General features: G+C 72.8%; 15 protein-coding genes. 5 read left to right on the forward strand and 10 right to left on the reverse strand.

Annotated elements, in window-relative coordinates:
• Positions 1 to 48: 48 nt before the first annotated feature.
• Both IE265_RS01265 and trhA read right to left on the reverse strand, forming a co-directional pair.
• Entirely contained in the window at positions 49 to 777 is a 729-nt protein-coding gene (locus IE265_RS01265; RefSeq protein WP_190033370.1) for a Mut7-C RNAse domain-containing protein, read from the reverse strand.
• A 208-nt stretch (positions 778 to 985) separates the two neighbouring features.
• On the reverse strand, positions 986 to 1,699 hold the full coding sequence (gene trhA, locus IE265_RS01270; protein ID WP_190033371.1) for a PAQR family membrane homeostasis protein TrhA: 714 nt from the start codon (positions 1,697 to 1,699) through the stop codon (positions 986 to 988).
• Between the two features lie 353 nt (positions 1,700 to 2,052).
• Between trhA and IE265_RS01275 the strand changes: the two genes are divergently transcribed.
• Positions 2,053 to 3,879 carry a phosphoenolpyruvate carboxykinase (GTP) gene (locus IE265_RS01275; RefSeq protein WP_190033372.1) on the forward strand — a complete coding sequence of 609 codons (1,827 nt, stop codon included), beginning with the start codon at positions 2,053 to 2,055 and terminating at the stop codon, positions 3,877 to 3,879.
• 145 nt (positions 3,880 to 4,024) lie between these two features.
• On the opposite strand, the gene IE265_RS01280 is transcribed toward IE265_RS01275, so the two are convergent.
• The 6 genes from IE265_RS01280 to IE265_RS01305 all read right to left on the reverse strand — a co-directional run bounded on the left by IE265_RS01280 (position 4,025) and on the right by IE265_RS01305 (position 10,480).
• Complete coding sequence (locus IE265_RS01280; protein ID WP_190033373.1) at positions 4,025 to 4,627, reverse strand: hypothetical protein; 603 nt, start codon at positions 4,625 to 4,627, stop codon at positions 4,025 to 4,027.
• Positions 4,614 to 6,203, reverse strand: a complete 1,590-nt coding sequence (locus IE265_RS01285) for a substrate-binding and vWA domain-containing protein (RefSeq protein ID WP_190033374.1) — start codon at positions 6,201 to 6,203, stop codon at positions 4,614 to 4,616. Before IE265_RS01285 ends, IE265_RS01280 begins: the two co-directional genes overlap by 14 nt.
• Positions 6,200 to 7,375, reverse strand: coding sequence for a toxic anion resistance protein (locus IE265_RS01290; RefSeq protein WP_190033375.1), 1,176 nt, complete (start codon positions 7,373 to 7,375; stop codon positions 6,200 to 6,202). The genes IE265_RS01285 and IE265_RS01290 overlap by 4 nt, the downstream gene beginning before the upstream one ends.
• Positions 7,372 to 8,466: a substrate-binding domain-containing protein gene (locus IE265_RS01295; RefSeq protein ID WP_190033376.1), complete on the reverse strand. Its 1,095-nt coding sequence runs from the start codon at positions 8,464 to 8,466 to the stop codon at positions 7,372 to 7,374. The genes IE265_RS01290 and IE265_RS01295 overlap by 4 nt, the downstream gene beginning before the upstream one ends.
• 259 nt (positions 8,467 to 8,725) lie before the next feature.
• The gene (locus tag IE265_RS01300; protein WP_190033377.1) at positions 8,726 to 9,142 is read right to left on the reverse strand and encodes an SCO4983 family protein; all 417 of its coding nucleotides are present in this window, start codon (positions 9,140 to 9,142) and stop codon (positions 8,726 to 8,728) included.
• Between the two features lie 126 nt (positions 9,143 to 9,268).
• Entirely contained in the window at positions 9,269 to 10,480 is a 1,212-nt protein-coding gene (locus tag IE265_RS01305) for a pyridoxal phosphate-dependent aminotransferase (RefSeq protein WP_190033378.1), read from the reverse strand.
• 324 nt (positions 10,481 to 10,804) lie between these two features.
• Here IE265_RS01305 and IE265_RS01310 point away from each other — a divergent pair, with 324 nt between their 5' ends.
• Positions 10,805 to 11,644: a S1 family peptidase gene (locus IE265_RS01310; RefSeq protein ID WP_190033379.1), complete on the forward strand. Its 840-nt coding sequence runs from the start codon at positions 10,805 to 10,807 to the stop codon at positions 11,642 to 11,644.
• Between the two features lie 19 nt (positions 11,645 to 11,663).
• On the opposite strand, the gene IE265_RS01315 is transcribed toward IE265_RS01310, so the two are convergent.
• Both IE265_RS01315 and IE265_RS01320 read right to left on the reverse strand, forming a co-directional pair.
• A complete protein-coding gene (locus IE265_RS01315; RefSeq protein WP_190033380.1) occupies positions 11,664 to 13,274 on the reverse strand; it encodes an N-acyl-D-amino-acid deacylase family protein in 1,611 nt (536 codons plus the stop codon).
• Between the two features lie 9 nt (positions 13,275 to 13,283).
• Positions 13,284 to 14,573 (reverse strand): amino acid deaminase, encoded by a 1,290-nt coding sequence (locus tag IE265_RS01320; protein ID WP_190033381.1) that lies wholly within the window; start codon positions 14,571 to 14,573, stop codon positions 13,284 to 13,286.
• A 170-nt stretch (positions 14,574 to 14,743) separates the two neighbouring features.
• Between IE265_RS01320 and IE265_RS01325 the strand changes: the two genes are divergently transcribed.
• Genes IE265_RS01325 through IE265_RS01335 form a run of 3 tightly spaced genes read left to right on the forward strand, consistent with a single transcriptional unit; the run spans position 14,744 to position 17,117 of the window.
• Complete coding sequence (locus IE265_RS01325; RefSeq protein WP_190033382.1) at positions 14,744 to 15,949, forward strand: sugar kinase; 1,206 nt, start codon at positions 14,744 to 14,746, stop codon at positions 15,947 to 15,949.
• Complete coding sequence (locus IE265_RS01330) at positions 15,946 to 16,710, forward strand: IclR family transcriptional regulator (protein WP_190033383.1); 765 nt, start codon at positions 15,946 to 15,948, stop codon at positions 16,708 to 16,710. The genes IE265_RS01325 and IE265_RS01330 overlap by 4 nt, the downstream gene beginning before the upstream one ends.
• Positions 16,707 to 17,117, forward strand: a complete 411-nt coding sequence (locus tag IE265_RS01335; protein ID WP_190033384.1) for a RidA family protein — start codon at positions 16,707 to 16,709, stop codon at positions 17,115 to 17,117. The genes IE265_RS01330 and IE265_RS01335 overlap by 4 nt, the downstream gene beginning before the upstream one ends.
• The last annotated feature ends 35 nt before the right edge of the window (positions 17,118 to 17,152 follow it).

Raw genomic sequence — 17,152 nt, forward strand, 5'->3', positions numbered from 1 at the left:
CCGTTCGCGCGGCGGGGCGCGCCGGCCGGGCGAGGGGCGCGGCGCGGCTCAGCGAGGGCCGAACTCCGCGACGGCGCGCTCCACGATGACCTCCAGTTGTTCGTGGTGCGCGCCCCTCCAGTACGCGCGCCCGCACTCCACGCACTGGGCGAAGACGTCGTACGACCGGCTGGTGCCCCCTTCGAGCCGGTCGGCGACCTCCTCCTTCGAGGCCTGCCGCAGCGGCCCGTTGCAGGCCGTGCAGCGCGTCCACGGCTTGAGCGCGGGCGCGAACCTGCCCAGCACGTCGCGCAGTTGCTCCTCGGGCCGGGTGCTGTAGACGAACGCGCCGGCCCACAGCTCGCGCCGCCGCAGCAGTCCGCGGTCCCGGCTGAGCAGCACGCGCCGCTCGGCCGCCGAACGCGTCGCCAGCGCCGGGTCCCCGATGTCCGTGGACTCGTAGGCGGCGTCGACGCCCAGCAGCCGCAACCGCCGGGCCAGCGTGCCCAGGTGGACGTCCAGCAGGAACCGCAGTGGGGCGCCCGGCACCTGCTGGGGCCGGGCGACGGCCCGTACCTCGACCGACTCGCCCGCCGCCGGGATGTGCGAGACGGCCACCGTGCCGCCGTCCACGACGAGTTCCCCGACCTCCGTCAGGGGCACTCCGAGCGACTCGACGACATGGCCCAGGGTGGAGGAGCCGTCGGTGACGACCGGCGTGGCGCCCGCGCGGCGTCCGTGCGGGACGAACAGTCGCAGGCCGGGGGCGAATTCGACGTGGATCTCCGGTCCGTTCACCGGGCCAGGATGCCATGGGGCGCCGACTCGGCCACGGGGATTTCCGGCGCCCGTCCCATGGCCCGGCCGCCCCGACCGCCCTCGGGCGCCCCGGACGTCCGGGGACGCGGTCGACGGGCGGGACGGGCGCGCCCCCGCCGTGGAGCCGCACATGAGGGAGGGCCCCACCGCGTGAGCGGTGGGGCCCTCCCGTCGGACCGGTCCGGTCCTACCCGTGCTGGTAGGCCACGATCGAGATGCCGATGTAGTGCGTGATGAACGCCGCGAGGGTGAGGGAGTGGAAGACCTCGTGGAATCCGAACCAGCGCGGCGACGGATCGGGGCGCTTGAGGGCGTAGATCACGCCGCCGGCGCTGTAGAGGAGTCCGCCGACGATCACCAGGACCAGGACGGCGATGCCTCCCGCCCGCATGAAGTCCGGCAGGAAGAAGACGGCCGCCCAGCCCATCGCGATGTAGCAGGGCGTGTAGAGCCAGCGCGGGGCACCGATCCAGAACACCCGGAAGAGGATGCCCGCCGCGGCGGCGGCCCAGATGCTCCACAGCAGCCAGCGTCCCTTGGACTCGGGCAGGAGCAGCATCGTCAGCGGTGTGTACGAGCCCGCGATGATCAGGAAGATGTTCGCGTGGTCGAGTCTGCGCAGCAGGCCGTCCATGCGCGGGGTCCAGGTGCCCCGGTGGTAGATCGCGCTGACGCCGAAGAGCAGGCAGGCGGTCAGCACGAAGATCCCGCAGGCGATGCGGGCGCGCGGGGTGCCGGCGAGAGCGGTGAGGACGAGGCCGGAGACGAGCGCGGCCGGGAACATGCCTGCGTGGAGCCAGCCGCGGAGCTTCGGCTTGATCGGATCCGGCAGGGAGAGCGCCTCGGAGATGCGGTCGGCGACCGGTGTATCCGTGGGCGCATCGGGGGCGGACGCAGTCATGGGCCTCATCGTATCTACGGAACCGTAAGTTACCTATCGGGTCCGCCGCCGGGATACGCGGAGTGCGCATGGTCTCACGCGGGGGCGTCCGGCGCCCTCCCGCGGCGTGGGCGGTACGGGGCCGCCGGGAGCCGCCCGCGTAAACGGCAGGCAATAAGTGGCGATGCTCACGCTGCTCAGGTGTGAGGCCCTCTGGACATATGCGCGGACCCGTCGGATGATCAAATGAGTGCGGTCGGCACCGGATGAGCGCCAGGAAGATCGATACGTACCGGAAAGATCGAATACGTGAAGCATCCGGGTCGCAGCCCCCACGGGGCATCAACAACAAAACCCCTCGACTAGGAGCAATCGTGGCGCGCGACATCGCGGCTCCCTCCCTCACCGTCCCCACCAACCATCAGGAACTGATCTCGTGGGTCAACGAGATCGCCGAACTGACGCAGCCGGACAGTGTGGTCTGGTGTGACGGCTCAGAGGCCGAATACGAGCGACTGAGCGAGGAGCTCGTCCGCAAGGGCACGTTCAAGAAGCTCGACCCGATCAAGCGCCCCCACTCGTACTACGCGGCCTCCGACCCGACCGATGTCGCCCGGGTCGAGGACCGCACCTTCATCTGCTCCGAGCGGGAGGAGGACGCCGGCCCGACCAACCACTGGAAGGACCCCGCCGAGATGCGGGAGGTCTTCTCCGGCGAGAAGGGCGTCTTCCGCGGCTCCATGAAGGGCCGCACGATGTACGTCGTCCCCTTCTGCATGGGCCCGCTGGGCTCGGACCTCTCGGCCATCGGCGTGGAGATCACCGACTCCGCCTACGTCGCCGTGTCCATGCGCACCATGACCCGCATGGGACAGCCGGTCCTGGACGAGCTGGGCTCCGACGGGTTCTTCGTGCGTGCCGTGCACACGCTCGGGGCACCGCTGGCCGAGGGCGAGGCCGACGTCCCGTGGCCGTGCAACTCCACGAAGTACATCTCCCACTTCCCGGAGAGCCGCGAGATCTGGTCGTACGGCTCGGGCTACGGCGGCAACGCGCTGCTCGGCAAGAAGTGCTACGCCCTGCGCATCGCGTCCGTCATGGCGCGCGACGAGGGCTGGCTCGCCGAGCACATGCTGATCCTCAAGCTGACGCCCCCGCAGGGCGAGTCGAAGTACGTCGCCGCCGCCTTCCCGAGCGCCTGCGGCAAGACGAACCTCGCGATGCTGGAGCCCACGGTCCGCGGCTGGACCGTGGAGACCATCGGTGACGACATCGCGTGGATGCGCTTCGGCGAGGACGGCCGCCTCTACGCGATCAACCCGGAGGCCGGGTTCTTCGGTGTCGCGCCGGGCACCGGCGAGCACACCAACGCCAACGCGATGAAGACGCTCTGGGGCAACTCCGTCTTCACCAACGTCGCCCTCACCGACGACAACGACGTCTGGTGGGAGGGCATGACGGAGGAGACCCCGGCCCACCTGACGGACTGGAAGGGCAACGACTGGACGCCGGAGTCCGGTACGCCCGCCGCGCACCCCAACGCGCGCTTCACCGTCCCCGCCTCGCAGTGCCCGATCATCGCGCCCGAGTGGGAGGACCCGAAGGGCGTGCCGATCTCGGCGATCCTCTTCGGCGGACGCCGCGCCACGGCGGTCCCGCTGGTCACCGAGTCGTTCGACTGGAACCACGGTGTCTTCCTCGGCGCGAACGTCGCCTCCGAGAAGACCGCCGCCGCCGAGGGCAAGGTCGGCGAGCTGCGCCGCGACCCCTTCGCCATGCTGCCGTTCTGCGGCTACAACATGGGCGACTACATGGGCCACTGGGTCGACGTGGCCAAGGGCAAGGACCAGTCGAAGCTCCCGAAGATCTACTACGTCAACTGGTTCCGCAAGAACGACGAGGGCTCCTTCGTGTGGCCCGGCTTCGGCGAGAACAGCCGCGTCCTGAAGTGGATCGTCGACCGGCTGGACGGCAGGGCCGAGGGCGTCGAGACACCCATCGGAGTCCTGCCCGCCAAGGGCGCCCTGGACACCGAGGGCCTCGACCTCTCCGAGTCCGACCTCGACTTCCTGCTCACGGTCGACAAGGAGGTCTGGCGCGAGGAGGCCGCCCTGGTGCCCGAGCACCTCAACACCTTCGGCGACCACACGCCGAAGGAGCTGTGGGACGAGTACCGCGCGCTGGTGCAGCGCCTGGGCTGACGCCCGCCACCACTCCGCGGCCGGACCGGGTTGCCCTGACCTGCGACGTCGTCACGGCCGGCCGCGGTGGCAGCACCACCGAACGGCGCGGGCCCCGCACAACGGCGTGCGGGGTCCGCGCCGTTCCCGCCGCCGGCCCGGGCCGTCAGCGGGAACGGTCCTCCAGATAGCGGGTGTGCGACTCCTGGCGGCGGGCCTCGGTCTCGCGCAGCGCCGCGGCCAGCCGGTCCGCCTCCTCGTGCAGAACCGCCAACTGCCGTTCCAGATGGCGTTCCGGAGGCTCGGCGCCGGGTGCCAGCCGGGTCCACCAACGGGTCCGTACGAAGGTGTCGACGGCCTCCGGGACGTCCTGCCGGACGGCCCGGGACAGGGTGTGCACCCCGTCGGGGTCGCCGGCCAGCACCTCGGCGACCCAGCCCGGATCGAGCAGGGCGGCGAGCAGTTCCGTCAGCTCGGCCAGCCGGCCCGAGGCCGCGGGCGGCAGGTCGATCCCGCCGAGGTGGTCGCACAGGCGGGCGAAGTCCTGCCGCAGTTCGTCCAGCCGGTCGGAGGGCTCGGCGAAGTCCGGCGGCGGGCGGCGCTCCGGCGGGGCGATCAGCGCGCCCGCCCCGTACAGCCCGGCGACCACGACGGGCCAGTACGGTCCCGCCACGCCCGCGAAGGTGAGCGCGAGACCGGCGATCCCGCAGGCGCTGCCCGTGAGGTTCTTGCGGGACTCCAGGTAGCCGGTGAACCTATTGGTAGCCACGGATCTCCTCGAAGGCGCCGTCGAGCGAGCCCTTCAGGGCATCGAAGAGACGGCCGCCCGTCAGGTCGGCGATGTGCTCCAGTTCGCCGCGGTCGGACTCCCCGAAGAGGACCGGGAAGACCGGGATCTCCCGCTGAGCGCGCGGCAGCCGCGCGTGGAACCGGTCGAACTCCGCCGCGCTCGCGCCCGTCGTGTTCTCCCCGTCCGTCATCAGCACGATCGACGTGAACGCGTCCTCGTCGCTGCCCAGATGCCCGTACGCCTTCTCCAGCGAGGTGTAGACGGCGGTGTCGCCGTCCGCGGTGAGCGCCGCGGTGTCGCGGCGGATGCCGTCGAGCCCGCCCCGCGGGTTCCCGGGCCGCACCACGTGCGTCCGTACGCTCTTCACCGCCGAGCCGAACGGCATCAGCGTGACCTCCTCCCGCTCCCGGAAGCCGCCGGTCAGACCGGTCAGCGCCTTCTTCAGCCGGTCGAGCCGCCCCTCCTCGCCCATCGACCCCGAGGTGTCGAGGACGTACACCGTGCGGGACGGCCGGCGCAGCTTGTTCTCGTACGCGTCCAGCAGCCCGTCGGCCACGGACCCGGTGCCGGGGAAGGGCAGTTCGCGGCGGCGGCCCGGGTCGAGGGCCGCCGCGGGAGGCACACCCGCCACCACCGGGCGGCGCAGCGTGCTGTCCGTGATCAGCCGCTGGACGGCCGGGGACCGCAGCGCCGCGGTGAGGCGGCGGACCGTACCGCGGGTGCTCCGGTCGGCGGAGGCGAGCGCGGCCAGCGGGTAGTCGGCGGTGACCACGCCGTCCTTGGGACGGATCACGGTCAGGTCGTCCATGCCCAGCAGCACCGACTCGTAGTTGAGCAGGGCGTCGACGCTCCCTCGCCGGGTGTACGCGGAGGCCAGCCAGCCCGAGGACCCCGAGGTGAGCCGCTGGCCCGCGAAGAACTCCCGGAGCCTCGGAGCCGCCCGGTCCACGTCGGCGCGGGTCAGCGCGGACTGCGCGCCGGACAGGCCCGAGGCCACCGAGATCAGCGCGGAGAAACCGGAGTTGGAGCGGGCCGGGTCCGTCATGCCGTACGTCAGCTCACCGGCCGCCACCGCCGCGTGCACCTGCGACCAGGTGACCTCCCGGGGATTCCAGCCGAGCCGGCGCACCGTCCGCGGACGGACGCCGACGGCCACCGGGCTCGACATGACCGGGGTCTGCGACACGACCTTGCGCGCCGCCGCCGGATCGAGCCGCAGATACGCGGCCGAGGACAGCCAGACGGCGTCGTACGCCCCGTCGGCCCGGCCGGACGCCAGCCGGTCGACGGCGTCCCGGGTGCCCGTGTAGGTCGGGACGACCTCGATGCCGGTGTCCTCGCGGATCCGGTCGAGGACGGGGGCCATGTCGCCCAGTTCGCTGGAGGCGAGGACGCGCAGTCTGCCGGCACCCGGTGCGTGGGGCGCGGCCGCGCCTCCGTCGGCTCCCTCGGTGCACGCGGTGACCGCGACGGCGAGGACCGCGGCGAGGACCGCCGTGAGCGCCGTACGGCGTGCCGGGCGCCCGCGGACCCGGCCCGGCGCCGGGGCTCTCACGCGAGCCCCCCTTCGAGCGCGCCGGCGGACCGGGACCGCTCCAGGCGGGTGGTGGCCTGCTGGAGTTCGGACGTCAGGGACTCCACGGTGGCGGCCATGGTCTGGGTGGCCTGGGCCTTGAACGTGTCGATGGTGTCCAGGGTCCGGTAGATCTGCTGGAACGCCGAGCGCAGGGTCTCCGCGCCGACCGCGGGATCGGCGGCGATCCGCTGGATCTCGCCGCTCTGGGTGGCCAGCATCTCCGCGTTGCCCCTGATCAGGTCCTCCGTCGTGCCCCGCAGGGCGTCCACCTGCTCGACGACCTTGCGCTGGTTGTCCAGCGCGGCGGCGAGCATCACGGAGATGCGCAGGGCGGAGACCGTGGTGGTCGCGGCCCGGTCGACGCCCTTGATCAGTTCGTCGTTGCTGCGCCGGACCACGTCCATCGCCAGATAGCCCTGCGCGCACACGGCGAGCTGGGTCAGCAGGTCCTGGTGCTTCTGGCGGACCGGGAACAGGACGTCCGCGCGCAGGGTGTCCGCCTGCGCGGGGTCGCGGGCCTCGGTCTCGGCCACCTGCCGCTCGACCGCCGCGTCGAGGGCCTCGGTCAGCACGACGTACTCCTGGAGCTTGCCCATGGACTCCCACAGGCGGACCCGCTCGGTCTGCAACGCGGCGTTGTCGCGGCGCAGTTCGTCCTGCCCGCCGCGCAGCGAGCCGACGATCCTGTTCAGGGTGCCCTGGGCGGAGGCGTACGCGGCGACGTGGTCGCGGAGCCGGTTGCCGCCGGGCAGCCGGGACAGCAGCCTGCGGGCCCGGCCGCCGGGCACCTCGCGCGGGTCCAGGTCCTCCACCGTGCGGCGGAGTTCGAGGAGCGAGGACGAGACCCGGGACCCGGCGTCGTCGCCGTTCGCGGGCAGGCTGCGGACGGTGCGCTCCAGCATGCGGTTCGACTGGGCGGCCGCGCCCCGCATCTCTCCCGAGCCCAGGGCGACGATCTCCCCGATCCGCCCCGCGAACTCGGGGGAGCGGGCGTCCAGGGCGGCGAGTCCGCCGACGTACTCCGCGGCCCTGCGCTCCATCTCGGTGCGGACCGCGGCGTCCACCGGTACGAGTCCGCCGGCCTTCTCCCGCGGCACGGGCGCGACGGCCTCGGGCGGCGTGAGGACGAGTTCCTGTTCTGCGGCGCTCACGTGCGGTCTCCCTCTTGGTCCCGGGCCCGGCGGGCCATCTCGCGCAGTACCTCGGAGGCGGGCACGGGCACTTGCCGGACGCCGGTCAGCTTCTGGTCCAGATAGGTGGTGCGGCCGGCGGTGGCCGCCGTGAACTCGGCGGCGGCGCCCTGCGGCCGGAAACCGTGCCGTATCGCCAGCCGCCGCAACTCCTCGTCCTCGCCCAGCAGTTCGCCGAGGGCCCGGCCCTCCTCGGTGAGGGGCACCACGGTGTGGTCGCTGTTCGCGGTGGTGTCCGGGTAGAGGACCGTCAGGTCGCCGACGTCCTCGCCCCGGGTGAGCAGCGCGGCCACCTGGGACTCGTAGACGAGGACCAGCGGATTGCCGGCCCCGCTGACGAAGTCGCCGAACGCCGCGTCCGTACTGGTCTGCTGGGCGCCCTGGACGCTGATCAGCTTGCGCATCAGGGGCGCGGTGCGGTCGACCGCCGCGCGGCCGTCGGCGACCCGGCCGCCGTCGGCCACGTACGAGGCGGCGGCCAGGTAGAGAGCGCCCGAGCTCGAACTGGTGGGGTCGGTGCTGGAGATGAAGAGCGTGCCGCTCAACTCGCCGTGCCCCCGGGAGCCCTTGAGCTGCTGCCAGGTGCGGTCGTCCCCGGCCGCGTCGAGGAAGGCGGCCATGTCCAGGGTGCCGCTGCGCTTCGCCCCGAGGGCCGCGAGTCCGTTGCCCGCGAGCACCTCGGCGGCGGCGCGGTGCGCCACGACGACGAGGGGCGAGTAGAAGGGGCGGGGCAGGGGCCGGCGCACGCGGTGCGCCCTCGCCAGTTCCTCGGCGGGCGCCCGGCTGGACGGGAAGGCGAAGTCGTACCCCTTGAGGTCGAGCCCTTCCATGGCCCAGGACCCGGAGGTCTCCGTCTCCACGGTGTAGCCCCTGGCAGCCAGGGCCTCCACCACATCCGGATCCCCGAAGAACTCGGCCTTCTCGGATCCGATCACTCCTCGCACGGTCTTCGTTGCCGTGCTGCTGTCCTGCTCTTCGCGGCCCGCGACGACGGCTGCTGCCACTCCGCCGATCAGGAACACCGCCAGGACGATGGCGAATATTCGTCTCACACCCGGAGGGTGCTCCCGGAACTCCACGTTCCTGGGCCATCGGGGTGAACGGAGGGTGTCCGGACGATCCCAGTACGAAACCGGATCGGATTCCTCCGTCCGGGGCACGGCGGAGGCCGTACCCGGCAGGGCGGCGACCGCACCCGCCACGGCGAAGGCCGCACCCGGGTGGGTGCGGCCGTCCGGGACGCTGTGGCGCCCGGTCCGCACGTCGCTGCGGGTGCGCGCGGACCGGGGCCGATCGGGGGAGCCCGCAGGCTCAGCGGGAGGTGAGGGTCCGGGTCCCGGCGGCCGCGGTGTGCGCGTCCATGCGCTCGGCGGCCAGGATCGCGACGGCGGTGTCCGCGCGGGACGCCGCGACGACCAGGGCGCGGCCCGCGAGGGCGTGCGCCCGCAGGTGCAGCGTGCTGTCCCGCGGCGCGTGCTCGGTCGCCGTGACGGTCACGCGGACCGGCGGACGGCCGCCGCGCAGCCGGGTGATCTGCTCGGTCAGCCGCTCGGCGGCGGCGTCGAGGTCCGCGGACGGCTCCGGACCGCGGAGCTCGTCCGTCACGGCGAGCAGCGCGGTCAGATGGCCGGCGAGCTGGATGTCCAGCTCTTCCTCGCGCGACCGGTGGGGAAAGTCGGCGGTGCCGGCCGTCGTGTGGACCGACTTCGTGCGGATCGGTTCGTACATGGGGGACGGCCTCCAGTGCTCTGACAGGAAACCATCCTAGCTTGGATTTCGTCTAAAGTTGAGCTTGTTCGGAAAAAGCGGTGCGGGCGGGCACGGAGGGTGAGGGGCCGGCGGTCCGCCCGGGGGTCAGGGCTGGCTGTACCCGTCCAGGAAGGTGCCGATCCGAGTCACCGCGTCCCGCAGGTCCTGCTCCGAGGGCAGCGTGACCACGCGGAAGTGGTCGGGTTCCGGCCAGTTGAAGCCCGTCCCCTGCACCACCATGATCTTCTCGGCGCGCAGCAGGTCGAGCACCATCCGCCGGTCGTCCTTGATCTTGAAGACCTTCGGGTCGAGCCGCGGGAAGAGGTAGAGCGCACCCTTCGGCTTCACGCACGTCACGCCCGGGATGCCGGTCAGCAGTTCGTGCGCCACGTCCCGCTGCTCACGCAGCCGCCCGCCGGGCAGGACGAGGTCCTGGATCGTCTGGCGTCCGCTCAGCGCGGCCACCACGCCGTGCTGGCCCGGCATGTTCGCGCACAGGCGCATGTTCGCGAGGACGGTCAGTCCCTCGATGTACGAGTCCGCGTGCGCGCGCGGTCCCGAGATCGCCATCCAGCCGACCCGGTAGCCGGCCACCCGGTACGCCTTCGACATCCCGTTGAAGGTCAGGGTCAGCAGGTCGGGGGCGATCCGCGCGGTCGGCGTGTGCGTGGCGTCGTCGTAGAGGATCTTGTCGTAGATCTCGTCCGAGCAGACCAGCAGGTTGTGGCGGCGGGCGATGTCGGTCAGGCCGCGCAGCATCGTCTCGTCGTAGACCGCGCCCGTCGGGTTGTTCGGGTTGATGATCACGATCGCCTTGGTGCGGTCGGTGACCTTCCGCTCCACGTCCGCCAGGTCGGGCATCCAGTCGGACTGCTCGTCGCAGCGGTAGTGCACGGCCGTGCCCCCGGAGAGGGAGACCGCCGCCGTCCACAGCGGATAGTCCGGCGCCGGTACGAGCACCTCGTCGCCGTCGTCCAGCAGCCCCTGCATCGCCATCACGATCAGCTCGGAGACGCCGTTGCCGATGAAGACGTGCTCGACGTCCGTCTCGATGCCGAGGGTCTGGTTGTGCATCACCACGGCCCGCCGGGCGGCCAGCAGGCCCTTCGCGTCCCCGTAGCCGTGCGCCGTCGAGACGTTGCGGAGGATGTCCTCCAGGATCTCGGGCGGGCACTCGAAGCCGAACGCCGCCGGGTTCCCGGTGTTCAGCTTCAGGATGCGGTGCCCGGCCGCCTCCAGCCGCATGGCCTCCTCGAGCACCGGTCCGCGGATCTCGTAACAGACGTTGGCGAGCTTGGTCGACTGGATCACCTGCATGTCCGTGAGCTTACGGCCGGGTGGCGCGTACCGCGCCGTGTTTCCCACCACGTGGGACGGGGTGTCCCGGGGCGCCGACGGTGACGACCGTCCTCCGGGGCCCCTCGCGTCCCGGCGTCCCCTGGCGTCCCCTCGCGTCCCCCGGCGTCCAGGGGGCCGGGCCTCCGGCGTGCCGGAAGGGGGGGCGGGCGGCGCGAACGCCGCCCGCCGCGCGGCCTGAATGGACTCCTTGTCGGCCTGTCGCGCTCGATTGAGAATGCGCATGACAAACGAACGGCGGCCGGAAGACCTCCGGCCGCCCACGTCACAAGAGGGGACCCCCACATGAAGAAGCCTCTCGTCGCCGCGCTGCTCGCCCTGGTGATCGCCGGGGCCGGCGCGGCACCCGCGGTCGCGGCCACCGAGCCCGAGGCCGCCCCGCCGGCCGTGCAGGCGGTCGACTTCGCCGGCACCGTCTCGCTCAGCAACTGCTCCGGCTCCGTCGTGCGCATGCCGGGCTCCGAGGACGACGACCCCGCGCTGGTCATGTCCAACGGGCACTGCCTGGAGACCGGGTTCCCGGCTGCGGGCCAGGTCATCGTCGACCGCGCCTCCTCCCGCACCTTCGGGCTGCTCAACGCGGCGGGAACGCGCGTCGCCACCCTGCGGGCCGCCAAGATCGCGTACGCCACCATGACCGACACGGACGTCTCGCTGTACCAACTGACGACCACGTACGCGCAGATCCGGAACTCCTACGGGATCGGCGCGCTGACCCTCGGCGACACCCACCCGGTGGCCGGCACCGCCATCACCGTCGTCTCCGGCTACTGGAAGCGGACGTACACGTGCGGCATCGACGGGTTCGCGTACCGGCTGAAGGAGGGCCAGTGGACCTGGAAGGACTCGGTCCGCTACACCTCCGCCTGCCGGACCATCGGCGGCACCTCGGGCTCGCCCGTCGTCGACAACGCCACCGGCAAGGTCGTGGCCGTCAACAACACCGGCAACGAGGACGGCGGGCGCTGCACGGACAACAACCCGTGCGAGGTCGACGCCAACGGCACCGTGACGGTCCGCGCGGGCATCAACTACGGCCAGGAGACCTACCAGATCGTGCCGTGCTTCGGACTCGACAACAAGCTCGACCTGAGCCGCAGCGGGTGCACCCTGCCCAAGCCGTAGCCCCGGCCGCGGCGTGCGGTCACCGGGCGTTCCCGCGGACCGCGCGCCCCGCCAGCACATCGGTGCGGCGCCCGTCCTCGATCACGAACCGGCCGTCGACCAGGACGTGCGGGATGCCGGTCGGCAGGGTGCGCGGCGCCTCGAAGGTGGAGCCCGCCGCGACCGTCGCCGGGTCGAACAGGACGAGGTCGGCCCGGTACCCCTCGCGCACCAGCCCGCGGTCCGGCAGCCGCAGCCGGGCCGCCGGGCGCGAGGTGAGGTGCGCGACGCACTCCTCCAGCGACAGCACGCCCAACTCCCGCACGTAGTGCCCCAGATACCTCGGGAAGGTGCCGTAGGCCCGCGGGTGCGGCTTGGCGCCCTGGAGGATGCCGTCCGAACCGCCGGTGTGCACCCGGTGGCGCATGATCGCGCGGACGTTCTCCTCGTGGCCCACGTGCTGGAGGATCGTCGTGCCGAGCCGGTCGCCGAGGAGCAGCCCGCGGGCCGTCGTCCAGGGGCTCTCGCCGCGCAGCCGCGCGGACTCGAGGACCGTACGGCCGACGAAGTCCCCGAGCGCGGGATCGCTCACGCCGGAGACCTCGATCGTGTCCCAGTCGACGGGGACGCCGTGGCAGCCGTCCGCGCCCACGACCTCCATGTGGTGGCGGACGCGTTCCGCCGTGGCGTCGTCCGCGAGGCGCTCCAGGAGCGCCTGCGGGCCGCCCTCGCCGGCCCAACTCGGCAGCGTCGCCGCGAGCGTGGTGCAGCCGGGCGTGTACGGGTACGTGTCCAGGCTGATGTCCGCGCCCTCGTCCAGCGCCTTGTCGAGCAGCGCCAGCAGTTCCGGCGCCCGGCCCTCGTTGACCCCGAAGTTCATGGTGGCGTGGGCCAGATGGAGCGGGCAGCCCGCCTCACGGGTGAGGTCCACCATCTCCCGGTACGCCTCGATGGCCCCGGCGCCGTACGAGCGGTGGTGGGGGCAGTAGTAGCCGCCGTGCTCGGCCACCACCCGGCACAGCTCGGTGAGTTCGGCGTCCTTGGCGTACATGCCCGGGGTGTAGGTCAGCCCGGACGACATGCCGACGGCGCCCTCGCGCATCCCGTCGGCCACGAGCTCCCGCATCCGGTCCAGCTCGCGGGGCGTCGCCTCACGGTCCTCCCAGCCCATCGCGAGCATCCGGACCGTGCCCTGGGGGATCAGGTACGCGGCGTTGACCGCGATGCCCCGGTCGAGCCGGTCCAGGTACTCGCCGACGCTCCGCCAGTCGATGTCGACGTCGTCCCCGGCGCCGTTCCACCCGGTGATCGCCCGGCGCACCTCGGCGAGCGTGCGGTCGTCGACCGGCGCGTACGACAGCCCGTCCTGGCCGACGACCTCCAGGGTCACGCCCTGGGCGGCCTTCGCGCTGTGGTCGGGGTCGCGCAGCAGCGCGAGGTCGCTGTGCGCGTGCATGTCGATGAAGCCGGGCGACAGGACCAGCCCCTCCGCGTCCAGTTCACGCCTGGCCACCGGGCGCTGGCAACCCGCGGCGGCCGCCTCCTTCACGACGGACACGATCCGGCCGCCGTCCACCACGACGTCGGCGCGGTAGGAGTCGCCGCCGCTGCCGTCGACGACGTCCGCGTCACGGATGACGAGCTCTGCCACGGGAGCCTCCTAGAAGAACGTGCGGATGTACTCGACGACCGTGCCGTCGGCCTCGACCAGCGGAATGAGCTGCCACTTGTCGAACGACGTGCAGGGGTGGGACAGGCCGAGGCCCAGCCAGTCGCCGACCCCGAGGTCGGCCTCGCCGGTGGTGCTCAGCCAGGCGTGCTGGTCGGACAGCTTGACGACCGAGACACCGTCGGCGGGCCGCTCCCCGCCGTCCCGCCGCACCACCTGGGCCACGGGCAGGTCCAGGTCGTACGCGGCGTCGCGCTTGCCCGCGTTGGCGAAGGCCTGGTCCGCCGAGGGCCGGGAGACCACCTGGGCCCAGAGCCGGAACGCCGGTTCCAGAGTGCCCTCCTCGGGGACGCGGGTGAAGGGGGTCACCTCGCTGTAGTGGCCGTCGTCGTGCGACACGTACGCCCCCGAGCGCAGCAGCTTGAGCACGGGACGGGAGAGCGCGGGGACGTCCGCGAAGACGTCGGCCACCGCGTCGAACCAGGCGCTGCCGCCCGCGCTGACGACGATCTCGTCGGCCGCCGAGAAGCGCTCCGACTTGTCGAACTCCACGGCCAGGGAGACCAGTCGGCGCAGCCACGCGCGCACCCTCCCGGGGTCGGCGTCCGGCACCTCGCCCTCGTACCCGGCTACGCCGACCAGCCGCAGGGTGTCCGCGGCGGCCACCGCGTCGGCGACCGCCGCGCACTCCTCCTCCGTCCGGACGCCGGTGCGCGCGCCCTCGCCGGCGGCCAGTTCGACGACGACGTCCACCGGGCGGGCGGTGCCGCGCAGCGCGGCGTCCATCAGCCCGACACCGCGTACGGAGTCGACGTAGCAGACGAAGCGGAATTCCGGGTCGGCCGCCAGTTCCGCGGCGATCCAGGCGAGCGCCGAGGGGTCGGTCAGTTCGTTGGCCAGGAAGACGCGCCGCACGCCGAAGGCGCGGGCCACCCGCACCTGGTGCGGCACGGCGAGCGTGATGCCCCAGGCGCCGTGCTCGATCTGCCGCTGGAAGAGCCGGGGAGCCATCGAGGTCTTGCCGTGCGGGGCGAACGCGAGGCCGTGACGGGCCGCGTACGTCTCCATGAGCCGCAGGTTGTGGTCCAGGCGCTCGGCGGACAGCGCGAGGACGGGGGTGGTGAACCCGTCGGTGAACAGATTGCGGCGCTGGGCGGCCAGTTCGCCGACGGTCAGCCCGTCGGCGTCCGGCGGGAGGCCCTTGAAACGGTGGTCGACGCGTTCGTCCGCGAGTGCCGCGACGCGTTCCCGGGCGGTCGCTGCGGAGGAGTCGGCGGCCATGGAACCTCCCTGATGAGGGCCGTTGCGCTGAATGCAACGGTCATTGCGTATGACGCTTACTGCTGTCTAACATCTCGGCCAACGCCGGGTCAACGGAGCCGCCCAGACCCTCCCCGCGCTCCCGACGCCCCGGAGCAGAGGACCCCCTTCGACGAGGAGCCCCCGTCATCGTGACCCCCACCGGACCCGCCCCCACGGACGCCGCGCAGACCGTCGACGTCGTCGCGCTCGGCGAGTCCATGGTCACGTTCCTGCCGTCCGGCCCGGGCCGCCTCGCCGACGTGCCGTCGTTCGAGCGCGGGATCGGGGGCGCCGAGTCCAACGTGGCGTGCGTCCTGGCCGCCGCCGGGCACCGGGCGGCCTGGGTGAGCCGGGTCGGCGACGACGGGTTCGGCGACCACCTGGTCGAGGCGATCGGCGCGTACGGCGTCGACACCTCCGCCGTGACGCGGGACCCCGAGCGGCCCACAGGCATCTACTTCCGCACGGCGGGGGACCGGGCCACCGACGCCCACGAGGTGGCGTACTACCGGGCCGGCTCCGCCGCTTCGGCGATGTCGGCCGGCACCGTGGACCCCGCGGTCGTCCGCTCGGGACGCGTGCTCCACCTCTCCGGCATCACCGCCGCGCTCTCCGAGGGCTGCCTCGGCCTGCTGCGCGAACTGACCGAGCGGCGTCCCGGGCGCCCAATCGTCTCCTTCGACGTCAACCACCGCCCCGGGCTGTGGAACACGCCCGAGGGGCCCCGCGTGCTGCTCGACCTGGCGCACGGCGCCGACATCGTGTTCGTCGGCGACGACGAGGCACGGGCCGCCTGGGGACTGCACGGCGCGCACGCCGTCCGCGCGGCCCTGCCCGAACCGGACGTCCTGGTCGTCAAGCACGGCCGGGCGGGCGCGACGGCCTTCGCCCGGGAGCCCGCTCCGGAGGACGTCCACGCGGTCCCGGGCGGCGAGCCCGCGGGACCCGTGGGCGTCCGCGCGGACCGGAGCCGTGCCCGGCGGGGAGGCGGGCGCGCGGACCGGGGCGGTGCCGAGCGGGGAGGCGAGCAGGCGGCGGAGGCCGCCGTCTTCGTCCCCGCGCTGCGCGTCGACGTCGTCGCGGCCGTCGGCGCGGGTGACGCCTTCGCCGCCGGGTTCCTCTCCGCCACCCTGCGCGGACTGCCCGTCCGGGACCGGCTGCGGCACGGCCACCTCATGGCCGCCGCCGCGCTCACCGTGCCGGGCGACCTCGCGGCACCGCCCGCGCGGGAGCACGCCGACCGGCTCGCGGCCCTGGACGACGACGCGTGGGGGACACTTCGACTCGGCCCCGGCTGGACGCAAGCCGCTGATCGAACCGCTGATCGGGCCCAGGAGGAGGTACGCACCCCATGAGCCAGACCGTCGACCGCGCGCTGAGCATCCTGCCGCTGCTGGCCGAGGGCCCCGCCGACCTCGGGCAGGTCGCCGAGCGGCTCGGTGTCCACAAGTCCACCGCGCTGCGGCTGCTGCGCACCCTCCACGAACACGGCCTGGTCTACCGCCAGTCCGACCAGCGCTACCGCCTCGGCGCCCGGCTCTTCGCACTGGCCCAGGAGGCGGTCGAGAACCTCGACGTCCGGGAGATCGCGCACCCCCACCTCGTCCGCCTGAACGAACTGTGCGGCCACACGGTCCACCTCGCCGTGCACGAGGAGGGCGAGGTGCTCTACATCGACAAGGTCGAGAGCCGCTACCCGGTGCGCATGTACTCGCGCATCGGCAAGCCCGTCGCCATCACCGTCGCGGCCGTCGCCAAGCTGCTCCTCGCCGACCTCCCCGAACCGGAGCGGCGCGCTTTCGCGGACAAGCTCGACTACCCCATGTACACGGCCCGCTCGACGCCCAACCCTTCCGCCTTCCTGCGGGAGTTGGAGAAGGTGCGCGACCAGGGCTGGGCCACCGACCTCGGTGGCCACGAGGAGTCCATCAACTGCGTGGCCGCACCCGTCCGGGGGGCCGACGGGCGTGTCGTCGCCGCCATGTCCGTCTCCGCCCCGAACGTCGTCGTCACCGCCGACGAACTCCTCACACTGCTCCCCCTGGTGCGCCGCACCGCGGACGCCATCAGCGGCGAGTACTCCGGCAAGACCCCTGCGAAGGACAACGGTTCATGACAGACAAGACCGCTCTCACCCCCGCGACCCACACCGCCCCGCCGGCCAGGTTCTCCCACGGTGTCCGCAAGGGCAACATCCTCCAGGTCGCCGGCCAGGTCGGATTCCTGCCCGCCGAGGAGGGCAGGCCCCCGACGCCCGCCGGGCCCACCCTGCGCGAACAGACCCTCCAGACCCTCGCCAACGTCAAGGCCGTCCTGGAGGCGGGCGGCGCCTCGTGGGACGACGCGATGATGATCCGCGTCTACCTCACGGACGTCGACCACTTCGCCGAGATGAACGCGATCTACAACACGTACTTCGAGGAGCAGGGGCTCACCGCGCCCCCGGCCGCCCGCACCACGGTCTACGTCGGGCTGCCCGCCGGACTCCTCGTCGAGATCGACGCCCTGGCCGTCCTCGGCTGACGACGGACGTCCCGCGCAGGGCCCGGGCCCGGACC

The sequence above is a fragment of the Streptomyces fructofermentans genome (assembly GCF_014651055.1).
Classification (GTDB): domain Bacteria; phylum Actinomycetota; class Actinomycetes; order Streptomycetales; family Streptomycetaceae; genus Streptomyces; species Streptomyces fructofermentans.